The organism is Paenibacillus sp. CR_12 (assembly GCF_041953985.1).
Lineage (GTDB): Bacteria > Bacillota > Bacilli > Paenibacillales > Paenibacillaceae > Paenibacillus_AQ > Paenibacillus_AQ lautus_A.
In genome coordinates, this window is sequence record NZ_JAVFHO010000001.1 from 772,400 (window position 1) to 785,531 (window position 13,132).

10 protein-coding genes are annotated in these 13,132 nt (G+C 48.4%); 9 read left to right on the top strand and 1 reads right to left on the bottom strand.

Features of this window, described 5'->3' with window-relative positions:
• Positions 1 to 51 precede the first annotated feature (51 nt).
• A complete protein-coding gene (locus RB297_RS03405; protein WP_096773590.1) occupies positions 52 to 1,074 on the bottom strand; it encodes a LacI family DNA-binding transcriptional regulator in 1,023 nt (340 codons plus the stop codon).
• A gap of 351 nt (positions 1,075 to 1,425) precedes the next feature.
• Between RB297_RS03405 and RB297_RS03410 the strand changes: the two genes are divergently transcribed.
• From RB297_RS03410 to RB297_RS03450, 9 genes are all read left to right on the top strand, one after another.
• Entirely contained in the window at positions 1,426 to 2,790 is a 1,365-nt protein-coding gene (locus RB297_RS03410) for a DUF4832 domain-containing protein (RefSeq protein WP_375119741.1), read from the top strand.
• Positions 2,768 to 4,093 (top strand): acyltransferase domain-containing protein, encoded by a 1,326-nt coding sequence (locus RB297_RS03415; RefSeq protein ID WP_375119742.1) that lies wholly within the window; start codon positions 2,768 to 2,770, stop codon positions 4,091 to 4,093. Before RB297_RS03410 ends, RB297_RS03415 begins: the two co-directional genes overlap by 23 nt.
• On the top strand, positions 4,074 to 5,165 hold the full coding sequence (locus RB297_RS03420; RefSeq protein WP_375119743.1) for a DUF4832 domain-containing protein: 1,092 nt from the start codon (positions 4,074 to 4,076) through the stop codon (positions 5,163 to 5,165). Before RB297_RS03415 ends, RB297_RS03420 begins: the two co-directional genes overlap by 20 nt.
• A gap of 33 nt (positions 5,166 to 5,198) precedes the next feature.
• Positions 5,199 to 6,464 (top strand): Gfo/Idh/MocA family protein, encoded by a 1,266-nt coding sequence (locus tag RB297_RS03425; protein WP_228468935.1) that lies wholly within the window; start codon positions 5,199 to 5,201, stop codon positions 6,462 to 6,464.
• Positions 6,465 to 6,494: 30 nt separating this feature from the next.
• Positions 6,495 to 7,421: an ABC transporter permease gene (locus RB297_RS03430; protein WP_009590570.1), complete on the top strand. Its 927-nt coding sequence runs from the start codon at positions 6,495 to 6,497 to the stop codon at positions 7,419 to 7,421.
• Positions 7,421 to 8,317: a carbohydrate ABC transporter permease gene (locus tag RB297_RS03435; RefSeq protein WP_009590583.1), complete on the top strand. Its 897-nt coding sequence runs from the start codon at positions 7,421 to 7,423 to the stop codon at positions 8,315 to 8,317. The genes RB297_RS03430 and RB297_RS03435 overlap by 1 nt, the downstream gene beginning before the upstream one ends.
• A 69-nt stretch (positions 8,318 to 8,386) precedes the next feature.
• Positions 8,387 to 9,847 (top strand): ABC transporter substrate-binding protein, encoded by a 1,461-nt coding sequence (locus RB297_RS03440; RefSeq protein WP_375119744.1) that lies wholly within the window; start codon positions 8,387 to 8,389, stop codon positions 9,845 to 9,847.
• Between the two features lie 322 nt (positions 9,848 to 10,169).
• Positions 10,170 to 10,652, top strand: coding sequence for a DUF6530 family protein (locus RB297_RS03445; RefSeq protein WP_375119788.1), 483 nt, complete (start codon positions 10,170 to 10,172; stop codon positions 10,650 to 10,652).
• A 78-nt stretch (positions 10,653 to 10,730) separates the two neighbouring features.
• Complete coding sequence (locus RB297_RS03450; protein WP_375119745.1) at positions 10,731 to 12,950, top strand: AAA family ATPase; 2,220 nt, start codon at positions 10,731 to 10,733, stop codon at positions 12,948 to 12,950.
• Positions 12,951 to 13,132: the final 182 nt, after the last annotated feature.

Sequence of the window (13,132 nt, forward strand, 5' to 3'; positions counted from 1 at the left end):
TCTGAAAAAGCATGGAAACGCCGTTAAGTTTCTTCTTGCCAAAAAAGCCGTTTAAGTTGAGCTGCGTACCACCAAGCGTGTAGGCAAAATCACTTTTTTGGGCAGCAGCTTGTTTCCGTTGATTCGGTCGATTAAGTTATCGACAGCTACCATGCCGATTTCTTTCATCGGCACATCGATCGTAGACAGCGGCGGATTGGAATACTTGGATACCTCAATGTTGGATAGCCCAATAACCGCTACTTCGTCAGGAACGGAAATACCGTTGTTATACAGGCCGTTGAGGGCGGCCATAGCCATTAAATCGCTGCCGGCAAAGAAGGCAGTCGGGAAATTTCGGTTTGTACATAGATGATTGATTTTTTCGATGCAGACCGCCTCATCCCACATGCAATCAATAACCCAATCGGGATTGACCGACAATCCGGCAGCATGCATGGTTGCGTAGTAGCCCCGATAACGACGGCTGTCTTTGAGGTTGCTCGATAATCCGCTGCCCCCGATATATCCGATTCGGGTATGGCCTTTTTCAATAAGATGGCTGACGGCCATCGAAGCGACATTGTAATGATCGTAGCCGACATTGTCGATATCCCCGCGTTCCGTATCGATACCTACGATGTACGGGACCTGCTTGCGAATATATTCGTAGGTCTCGTGATCGAGCGATTCCATGAGAATGAGGCCGGTAATCGGTTCGCTGAATGTATTAAATAGGATCTTGCTGTCGTTCAATTCAATTCCCGTCCGGATAAAGGACATGTTGTAACCGGCGCCAAGCAAGCGTTCTTCCACGCCGGATAAGATCGACATGAAGTAGGGATCGTTGTATTTATCCTTGGTGACGCTTAAGACGCATCCGATTTTGATATGCGATTTGCTTTCGGCCGGATCCTGAGCAGAAACCTTCCGCTTGGGCCCTGATGCGATTTTATAGTTCAGCTGCGTAACAGCTTGCCAAACCCTTTCCCGGGTTTCGTCAGTGATTTTATACTTCGTATCATTGTTTAACACTCTGGACACGGTGGCTGTGGATACATTTGCAAGTTTAGCAACATCCCGAATCGTACTCATGTATAAACACATTCTCCTTTTAAGTTACTAATAATCGCCATTTTAGAGTTTATAGGAATGTTACATTGTTAACAATGATTTGCTTTTATTATAGATTATGTTACGTTGTTTGTTGCGCAATATTGTTACGTTACTTCATTTTACATTCCTCCTTAATCAAAATCAAGAGTAACATGTATATTCCATGCGTTGTCACTAGAAATTTCGAAGTATTTCAAAATTGATATTGCCAGATAACATGCGAATGATATAACATGAAATCACTAAACAAATTGTGTAATGAAACAGATTCAACGTAACAAACAACGTAACAAACAGAGAGTTCTGTTTAGTACATGGGGGAGTTGGGATATGAACAAGAGAGTTACGGTTTACCCTATGATATCGGATGAAATGTTGACCAATCCGGGTATTGGCTTTACCACGGCGCCGGGCTTGATGGGAGATCCGGAACGGATTGTTGATAACCGGGGGGAAGCGCAGCGCAAATACAAGTTTGCGGAAGACAGCAGGACGTACAATCATCCGGACAGCAAAGTATATTTCTTCAGCGTTCGTTGGCGTGACGTCGAAACGGATAAAGGGAGTTATGACTGGAGCGTACTGGAGGAAAAGCTGGATTACGCCAAATCATTAGGCTGTACTGCCGTGGTGCGCTGTTCGCCATATGCATTAAGCGAAGAAGACGATATTCCGTCTTGGTTCCGGGCCGAATATCCGGAGGAGCCCGAGTTTCCGTTCTGGAGAGTAGACCCTCTGACCACCCCATATGCCGAGTATTGGTCTGATTTCATCAAGGCGTTTGCCGCCCGCTTTGACGGCCACCCGCTTATCAGCTCGATCGATTTGACCATAGTCGGAGCCTGGGGGGAAGGCGGCGGAACAGAATTTCTAACGCCTGGCGCGGTTAAGCAGATAACGGATGCTTACTTGGACGGTTTTAAAATAACGCCTCTCCAGGCACTGCTGCATGATCCGCTGTCGATCCGGATCATAAATGAACGCAAAGCCAAAGTCGGATTTCGCGTGGATTGCTTGGGGGATATGGGAGGCTTTCATGGCGATCAGTGGTCGCATATGACCGATTTCTATCCGCAAAATATTCAGAATTTTGAGATGGGCGATGCCTGGGAGAAAGCGCCGATCCTGTTCGAAGCATGCTGGCATATGAATGACTGGTATCTGCAGGGCTGGGATATCGACTATATCATACAGGAAACGCTCAAGTGGCATATTTCATCCTTTAACAACAAAGGGACGGTAGTACCGGAACCGTGGAAAGAGAAGGTCAAGGCTTGGATTAACAAGATGGGCTACCGCTTCGAATTAAGGAAATTCGCGTACGATTCGATAGCGTTCGTTGGCGGAGAGCTAAACATCGATGCGTTGTGGGCTAATGTCGGCGTCGCTCCGATTTATCATCGTTATCCGCTGGCGGTGAGGTTAACCGGCCAATGTCGATCGTATACGCTTCATAGCAGTGAAGACATCAGGGAATGGCTCCCGGATGAGGATATTGCTTGGACAGAAAGCTTTTCGCTGCCGGACGATATGCCGGCGGGCGAGTATGCGCTGGAGATTGGCATCGAAACCGGCGTGAAGGAAATCGGGAATATCCAGCTGGCAATCACGGGATATCAAGACGGCTTTTACCCGATGGGTAAGCTATTCGTCGAAAGGGGGAGGCAGGCTAATGGAAAGGCCGATGAATTATAAAGAAGTAACAGCGATCTGTGAATTTGATTATCTGCCTGATGGATTGGAAGCAAAATATGATCGCTATCTACCGGATGGCGAGCCCTATCTCATACCAAGGGGCTTCTTGAATGGAATCTTTGAGCGATATCAGACTCCCGAGGAGACTCGGCAATGGATTAAACAGGGGATTTTAGCGATAGAGGAAGACGCCGTATTGTTTCATTTCACCAAATTTTTGGTGGAGGATCTGTGCTCGGCGCGCAATCGCTGTGATGAAGCCCATTATACCAATATGACGCCCGCATGCATGAAGAAGTACGGCGAATTATATTCATTTTTGTTGCTGCTAGCCTGCGTGGTGCCTTCCATGAAGATGCTGGAGAAGCGTTCCGTACCCCTAACCTATTATGAGGACATTCCGCATCAACCGCTGAAGCTGCAAATGGAAAAATTGGCACTGCAGGGCGATGCCAAGGTTCATGATTTCCCGTGGGTGATGAATTTCTATACCTGCTCCATCTTTCTGTTGGACCGCTTCTATTTTATTCCGTACCGATTCGAGGATTCCTTCACCATGTTCCGCCATAGGGATACGCAGGAAGTGCTTGCCCTTCGCCATCCCGGAGAGGATTTCCGCAGCGATGGACAGCGGAACGGAATCAACGATGTTTATGATCCGCAAGGCCGCTTCACATCGGAATGGCAGGAGAATGCCGAATTCATCATAGCGAATCGGATCAATCCCATGGGATTCGTCGAAAGAGAAACAACGCCGATCTTAAAGAAGGACTGGGATACCGTGCTTCAAAAAGGGGATACCCTGTTGGCGCTTCACATTCCTTCCGGGCCCGGGTACACGCCGGACAGGCTGAGGAATTCCATGGCGATGGCCATCGGGTTCTATGATCGATATTTTCCGGAATTGCCCATCAGAGGCTTCTGGAGTTCAAGCTGGCTTTATGATTCCAGGCTCTCGCTCGTTTTGGACAATGATAAAAGCAATATCGTCCACGTTCAACGGCAGTTTTATAATTATCCCACTCATGAAGGGGACGGCATGCTGCGCTATGAAGTCTTTGGAGACCGGAATGCTGATCCGGCGTTGAACACCGGCGAATATACGACCTCGCTGCAAAGAGCGGCAGCTGAGTATATGCGGACCGGGGCCAGATTCAATACGTTAAGCATGATCGTGCTGAAGGAAGATATCGGCCGGATTGGCAGCATGCCTTATATAACCGACGCAGATATAGAATTGTTCCGCGGAACCGTTGACAGCCATTTACAAAGGAGCGAAGAGGATGGGGAAATATTCGCTTGAGAGCTACGAGAAGTACAAAACCGTCAAAATCAGGCCGAAGCCCTTATCGGTCAAGGAGTATGATACAAGCCACGGTCGATTCGAATATGCGGCTTTTGCATGGAAGGAACTAGAACCTGCGCGAGGAGAGTATAAGCTCGGAGGGATCGACAAGGTATTGAAAGCGATTACGAATCCTGTTCTTTTCCTGACGCCGGACCTGCCAGAATGGACGAAGGATAACCACGAAGCATGTTATGCGGCATTGATCCGAAAAGTCGGGAGTATGATCGATTCGGATAAACGCCTTGCGGCCGTCATGATCTCGACCTTGGCAAACAGCAAGGAAGAATGGAACGCCTATATCGATTCCTTTGGATCCCAGGTACTGCTTGCAGATTTGCAGAATGAACCACTGATTCGATATTTAAAGGAGCGCGGCCGCGGCTTTGGCCTGCTGGTGAAGTGCGGCGAGGAGAATTGGATCGAATGCTGCGAAGCCTTTGCCAAACATCATTTGCAGCGGGTATGGAAGAGCTACCCGGTGTTCCTCCATGCGACCGATGAAGCTGGCGGTTCCCATATCAGACGGGAGGCCTTTCGCTGGCATGCCGGGATGTCCAACGTAAACCTAGGGCTTGGTTACAACCTTGCTTTACGTCGGCTAACTTACCCGGAAACGGTGTCCGGCAGCGGGAGCCTGCCGCTGCGATTCTGGTTCGTAAACTCGGGAAGCTCAAGAATCTATCGAAAATTTCAGCTGCGGCTGCAGCTAAAGCAGGAAAACGTGTCCCATGAATTTCCGCTGCACACGGCAACGCATTCCTGGTTAACCGGCGACCTTGTCCATAACGAGATCGTACACTTGCAGGACATCGCGGCGGGAACCTATTCGCTTGGCATAGCGCTCTGTTTCGAAGACCGTTCTTCACTCACGCTGAATATACAGAACCGGCAACAGGATGGTTTTTATGAGATGGGTACGATACAAGTTGAAGCCGCCCGCGAGGATCCGCTCAAGAATATATGGGACACCTATTATCCGGAAGGATATTATCCCTTGGAAGATCCCCAGATGCCGGGACAAGAATAATCCATCTAGACAAATACGAGCTCGCTGGAGGTTATGGAGTTGAAACTAGCATTAATTGGTGCAGGACAAAGAGGCATGATCTATTCAAGGCACGCTTACCAAAGCGAGGAAATCGTGGCGGTCATCGAGCCGGATGCCGGCAGAAGAAAGGCAGCGGCGGATGAGTTTCAGATTCCGCTGGAGAAACAATTTGCATCCGTGGATGCGTTTTATGCAATGGGGAAAATTTGCGATGCCGTCATCATCTCTTCCATGGACAAGGACCATTACGAGCAAACGATGATGGCGCTTGATCTTGGCTATGATATTTTACTCGAGAAGCCCATTTCACCAAGTCCGGTAGAATGCATGAGAATTCAGGAGAAAGCCAATGAAAAAGGACGCAAAGTGATTGTATGCCATGTACTCAGATATACGAACTTCTTTGCGGAAATTAAGAAAATCATCGATAGCAATGAACTCGGGAAAATCGTGACCATACAGCACAACGAGAACATCGGCAATTTCCATATGGCACACTCCTTCGTAAGAGGCAATTGGAGAAGAAGCGATCTGGCGAGCCCGATCATCATGCAGAAATCCTGTCATGACATGGATATTCTATCCTGGCTTGTGGACAGCGGGGCGAAGCGTATCTCATCGTATGGAAGCCTTACGTATTTCAAAGAGGAGAATGCACCGGCAGGCAGTGCGGAACGATGCCTCGATTGTAAGGCAGCCGCGAACTGCCGATTCGACGCAAGAAAAGCCTATTTGCCGATAAGGGGCCAATGGCCCGCTACCGTCATTTCGGCGGATCAGAGCGAAGAGGGACTGCTCCAAGCGCTAGCAACGAGTCCTTACGGACGCTGCGTATATCGGCTTGACAATGATGTATGCGACCATCAAGTCACCCTAATCGAATTCAAAAACGGGGTAACGGCAACGTTTAATTTAAGCGGATTCACAAACAAAATGTACCGTACGCTCAAAATCATGTGCGAGCATGGGGAAATCCGAGGCGACGATAACTTGAACATTATCGAAGTCACCCGCTTTAACTCCAATATGGCAGAACCCGTACAGCAAACCGTCATTCGGCCGGCAACGGTGAGCGGCGGACATAACGGCGGCGACACCGGTCTGATGAATGACTTCTTGGAGAATCTGGGGAATGCCGACTTCAGCAGCAGATCCTCCATCGACATGTCCGTTGAAAGCCATATGATGGCCTATGCCGCGGAAGAGGCGAGAATTACCGGTACCGTGATCGATCTGGATGAACTAAAGATGAAGCTGCAGCAAGGCATTACAGCATAGTCGTGTAATCACATGCAAAGGGGTGATGGAATGAGTTCGGCTGTCAAGGGATTTCTCTATGAAATAAAAAAACACAGGATCCTGTATCTCATGTGCGTGCCCGCGCTGATCGTGCTGATCATGTTCTCCTATATCCCGTTTGCCGGGATATGGATGGCGTTTACCGACTTCAATGTGGTCGACGGCATCTTCGGCAGCAAATTTGTGGGTCTGGACAACTTCAAATACTTTTTTTCGGAAAACAGCATGGGATGGAAGGTTACCTATAACACGCTGTATATCAACTTTTTCGGTCTCATCTTAGGCATTATCATTCCTGTCAGCATTGCCATTCTGATCAATGAAATCCGGCATAAAGCCTACAAAAAGATCGCGCAAAGCATGATGTTTTTTCCGTATTTCATATCTTGGGTCGTTGTCGGTGCGATTCTGTACGGAATCTTCTCCACGGATGTGGGCGTAGCGAATCATATTTTGAAGTTCTTCGGTGCAGAGCCGATCTCCTGGTACTCGGAGCCAAAGTATTGGAAGTGGATCATCATTCTGTCGAGCGTCTGGAAATGGAGCGGATACAGCTCCATTGTCTACATGGCGGCGATGTCCAATTTTGACGGGAGCCTATACGAAGCGGCCAAGGTGGATGGCGCCAACAAATTGCAGCAAATTCTTTACTTGACCGTGCCCATGCTGAAGCCAACGATCATCGTTTTAAGCTTGCTGAGCGTCGGACGAATCTTCTACGGGGACTTTGGGATGATTTACGGTATCGTTGGCAACAACCCGGTCCTGGCTGAAGAAGTAACGGTCATCGATACCTACGTTTATCAGTCGATGCGTACGCTGGGCTTTTCTTACTCGACGGCCATCGGGCTATTCCAGTCATTGATGGGCTTGATCCTGATTACGGCTGCTAACAAATCCGCTAAGAAAATAAACGACGGAGAGGGTCTATTTTGATGATGGAAAAGAATAGATTGCTTGGCGATAAATTGGTGATTGGCTTTGCCTATGCATTCATTGGCTTATTCGCACTCGTTTGTCTGTATCCTCTTGTATTAACGTTAAGCGTGTCCTTTTCTTCGGAACAGGCCGTTGCAAGAAACGGATATTCGATCATCCCTCTGAGCCCGAGCTTGGATACATATAAATATATCTTTGTTAATAGTGGGATGAAACTGCTCAAATCCTACGGCGTTACCCTGTTTGTAACCACTGTGGGGACGTTCGGGGCTCTGTTGATTACCAGCATGATTGCATTTTCCCTATCTATCAAAAAGCTGAAATACCGCAACGTGCTCGCTTTCATTAGCAACTTTACGATCATCTTCTCGGCCGGCTTGATACCGTGGTACATGGTCAGCGTCAATTATTACGGGTTGAAGAACAGCATTCTGGCTTTGATCCTGCCGTCCATATTCAGCGTATGGAACATGTTTCTGATGCGAACGTACTTTGCAAGCATTTCTCCATCTTTATATGAAGCGGCCGAGATGGACGGCGCCAATTATTTTACGATCTATGTCAAAATAGCCCTTCCGTTAAGCAAAACCGCACTGCTGACGGTTGGTTTAATGTATGCGCTTCAATATTGGAACGATTGGTGGCACGCGCTGATCTTCATTAACGAACGCGATTTGTTTCCGCTGCAGTATTTCCTCTACAACATTCTGTCGAACGTCAATGCGATAAGTTCCGGACGAATTCCGTCAGGGGCATCGGGCAACATCACATTGCCTGCCGAAACCGTGAAGATGGCCATAACGGTCATTACGATCGGTCCGATCATTTTCCTGTATCCTTACATTCAAAAATACTTCGTGCACGGGATTATGGCCGGAGCGGTAAAAGAATAGACACCTGCGTGGTTATTGGCCGATTCAGGCTTTTAACATAGATTAACCATTTCATAGGGAGGGTCTTTCATGAAAGCAAAAAAAATGCTGATCTTGTTGGTTTTATTGATCGCATCCGTTTCGGTAATGGCAGGATGCAGCGGCAAAAAAGAGGGGGCAGCCGCGCTCGAAACCGTCACGATTTTGTATCCGGGGGAACGAAGCGATCGCATGAACGAATTTTTAAACAACGAATTCGCAGAGAAAATGGCTGCCGATCTCGGTCTAAAGGTCGAAGTCATATATGTGCCGTGGGCCCAGTATTGGGAACAGAAAGATATCATGCTGGCCGCGAACGAACCGATCGATTTGTATTGGGATGGTCTTCCGGACCTTTCCACGATCGTCAACAAGAAACAAGCCATGGTTCTGGATGATTTAATCCAGGAATATGGTCAGGATATGTTGAAAGTTTTGCCGATGGAACAGCTTCAAGGCGCAACCATCGATGGGAAAATTCACGGCATTCCGTCGGCCTATGCACCGTCCTCGGCCATGTACCAGCTGGTTGCCGTCCGCCAGGATATACTGGAAGCCGTGGGGATGACCGACGTGAAGACACCCGACGATTTAAAAGAATTCGCGACCAAGGCGAAAGAGAAGTTTCCTGAAATGAAAGGACCCGCCGACATTATCTTCAAACCGTTGACTCGATACTTTACCGATGAACAATATAACTGGATCGCCGTCGAAGATTTGGTTGTATTCGGGGAAGACAGCAAGAAAGCATACAGCTATTATGAAACGGAAGCATTCCAGGAAGTGGCGAAATTTAACCGAGGAATGTATGAAGCAGGTTTATACACAGAGGATTTGACCATCAAATACAACGAGAGAGACTCCCGCATGCAGACCGGCCTATATTTATGGGTGGAAGGATCACTGGGCAAGGAAATGGAAATCGTCGATGCCATCAAAGCCAATGCCCCGGATGCCGAAGTTAATACCTATCTGCTAGCCGAGGATAAGCCGCGTTATGTGACCGCCACAGGCGGGGAAGTTCTGGGCATTCCAGTCAATGCTCCGAATCCGGAAGGAGCCATGAAGTTTGTGAACTGGATTTATAAATCCAAGGAAAATTACCAGTTTGCTCTCTATGGCGTCGAAGGCAAGGACTACGAGATCGTGGACGGAAGAATCAATAAGCTCACCCCGAGTGAATTTTTCTATGAATGGATGTTCAGAAACCAGAATTACCAATTGTTCGGGCCGAACGTGGCCCAGGAATCCATCGATCAATATAAGAGCTGGGATGATCAGGCTGTTCGATCCGAATCCTTGGGATTCCGATTCAATAACGAAAAGGTTAAGTTGATCGAGACATCCTTGAAAGAAGTCGCAGGCAAAGATCTAGCTGCGATCCGTTCCGGATTTGTCGATTTTGAGACAGAGTATCCCAAAGCGATCCAGAAGCTGAAGGCGGCTGGGATTGACGAGTATGTCGCCGAGATACAGCGTCAGCTGGATGAATTCTTGGCAGCTAAACAATAGGGGTTTCTCCGTGTTCCAGCAACGAAGCGGCTGAAATTGAAAGCTGTCGGTGAAACAGACCATACCATCATGAATTCCGAAGAAGTATCTCCTGAACATGGGGATGCTTCTTTTCTTCTTTGTTCAATTCATAAATTCACGCTTTGCTGGGCGTTACCGGTCAGGTATTTACAACAAAATAAAATATGTCTATTATATATATAGATGAATAATTAAAAGGTTTATCAAAATAATGATCATTATCATTACTTATATGTTCTATGGCAAACGATGCGCTTGAAATGTTTATGTAAGATCCATTTTTGAGAAAAGAGGAGAAATGATGAACATACACGCTTCTATGAATCATAAGCCCGTTATTGTATCGGAAAATTACGGGGAGGTCGATGGGCGGTTTGCCGGCGCCACAGAAGTTAGGGCGCTATCCCTCGGTCTTTCTCAAGGAAACGAGGAAGGCCAGGCAAATGTTGCCGTCAGAGTATGGAGAGATGCGGACGAGCAAGCGACCGAACCATCGTTAGAGCTTCCGATTCATCGCATTCTGGATTTGTCTATTCTCGTTTGCAGCGCGCTGGCGCATTTTAGCGAAGCCTATCGATACGAGCAGCTCTATGATCCGCAGAATCCCGTGATCGACCGGATCGGGCTGCAGGGAAGCGCCATGACGGTAGCCGTATGCACGGACAATGAACAGATCCAAGAGGATATCAGGCTGTTTAACGAGGCTTTGAGCGACAACGGCGAGATGATTGGTGAAAGGCTGCGGACATTAACCAGAGCATTGAGAGAATTGGGGTACGAATAATGAGGAGGCATCCCGGATAGCGGGGGAATGGAGCGAGAGTATCCTTCCACGCTGGGAAAAGCTTGGAGGAGATAGGTTATGCTAGAACAGAATGACAATGAATATTACGTGCTGTCTCCCGGGAGAGCATTGACCGAAGAAGAAAAGAGCCTTGTCTGGACAAAACCGTTAACGCATAAAGGAAGTGAGGAAGAACGGCGAATCTCGAATGAAATTAAGCGGAATTGGGATCGGGGCGAGATGAAAATCGCCAATGTTTTGTTAGAGGGGGATGCCGGATCCGGAAAGACGCAGCTCGCCAAAGCTTTATCCGCGAACTTCAGGCTCCCCTACACCAAAGTCACATGTTTTGCCGATATGGATAAATCGGATATTATCGGAGCCATTTTACCGGTCATTACTTCCGATCAAATAGAGTACTTGGAACCTGCCGATCAGGCTGCCTTGAAAGCCCTATACGATAGTGACGGCTTTCGAAGTTCGACGGAGATTCTAATGGAGGCTTTGGGAATTTCGCGGGAGCATGCTTCGGCGAAGATGAAGCATGTATTGAAGCTGGCCGCGAATGCCGCAGAGAATAAGGCGGTAGAATATCGATTTTACGCTTCCGAGATCGTCAGAGCCTTTCAGAACGGCTATCTGCTGGAAATACAGGAACCGAACGTGATACGTGATGCTGCCGTATTAATGGCGCTGAATTCCGCGCTTGAGCCAGGCGGCACGCTGAATTTGCCGATGGGTATCGTGCACAGGCATCCGGATTTCATTGCGGTGATCACGGCCAACCGCAGTTATGCGGGATCCAGGCCGCTAAATGAAGCATTGCGAGACAGGATACAGCATTCGGAGAAAATGGATCTGCCAACCAAGGATATGATGATGGAGCGCGCAAAGGCCAAAATCGGCTGCGAGGACGATGAAATGCTGGACATCCTCGCAAGGGTCATCATTCTGTTGGACAAAACAGCCCGGGCCAATGCCATTAAGGGGGTTGCCGGCATGCGTTCCTATTTCTATTGGGCGGATGCCGTGGCTCAGGGATCTTCTGCAAGAGAATCCCTTTATCACAAAGTGATCTACAAGATTACGACCGATCCGGAAGAAATCAAACTGCTGGAAGATGCGCTGGAAGGCCAAGGCCTGTTGGGGTTGCTGGACGAAATTCCGGTTGAACCCCCAAGCAAACGAAGAGGGGATGCCGTGGAGATCTCAACCTGGGAAATCGATATGGATGTTGACTCCAATCCGGATCAGCAAGCCGGGGAAGAAGGGGTCAGCTTAAAAAAATCCGCTGAAAGCGAAGGCAGCACATCCGTTTCATCGGATGAATCAGCGGAGATGGAGAGCACGGATTCGGGCGAGGACGGCACGCCGAATTATCACCAGGCTAATCCTGAGCCCATGTCGGAAGAGGAGAAGCAGAAGGAACGGGATTTCCGCAAGAAGCTGAATCGGGTTTCCAGAGAAATCGTGTCCGATTCCCTTCATCGGTCGGTAAAGCTGATCGTTCATCGCCCTGATTATGATCCGAACCTACAGGAGGAATATGGGCGGTTAAGTCAGGGGCTTATGCCGGTTGTACGGGAGATCGCCAGAAAAACGCTGCCGCTCTTGGAGCACGAAATCACCGCGGAGTATGCCAAAAATCAATACTATGGATCAAAATTTCAGGCAGACAGCGTAGCCTACCGGGACTTCAGGTTATTTGCCAAGAGACGTCCTCCGACGGAATCCCCTGGTCTTGTGGTCGGACTGAGGGTCGATGAATCCGCATCGATGGCTGCGTTCGGTAGATTGGAGGCAGCCAAGCGTGCGGTCATTGCGGTCTATGAATTTTGTCAGATTTGCCATATTCCTGTTCTGATCTACGGCGATACGGCCGATGCGTCCCGCTTGGAGCAGATGTCGATCTTCGCTTATGCCGACTACGATCATCCGGATGTTCGCGATCGCTTCAGGTTGATGGGAATCCGCGCGAGAAGCAACAATCGGGATGGTATGGCGTTAAGGATCATGGCGGAACGGCTGGCAGCTTCACCGAAGCAGACCAAGCTGTTGATCAGCATCAGCGACGGGCAGCCTAAGGCGATGGAAGACTATACCGGAAGTCTTGCCATTCAAGACATGCAGCAGACCTTATCCGAATATGAAAGAAAAGGAGTCAAATTTCTGGCTGCCGCCATCGGACAAGACAAGGATGTCATTAACGGGATTTATGGTGCCGAGAGGTTTCTGGACATTACCAACCTGAATGAGCTGCCCGCAAAATTAGTGCGCATCATTTCTCGGTACTTATAAAACCGTGGGTGAAGCGTGTTCGTACAGCTTAAGCCTGTGTGTCTTCATGACACGCAGGCTTATTCCATCATGAGATGACCGACCATAAATACGAACCCTCATGCTGGCCCTTGGTTGACTGGACATGTGCCCTGAAGAAACATTATAGTTAAAAGAATGGAGTTAGCGAAGCTGTGCTCGAT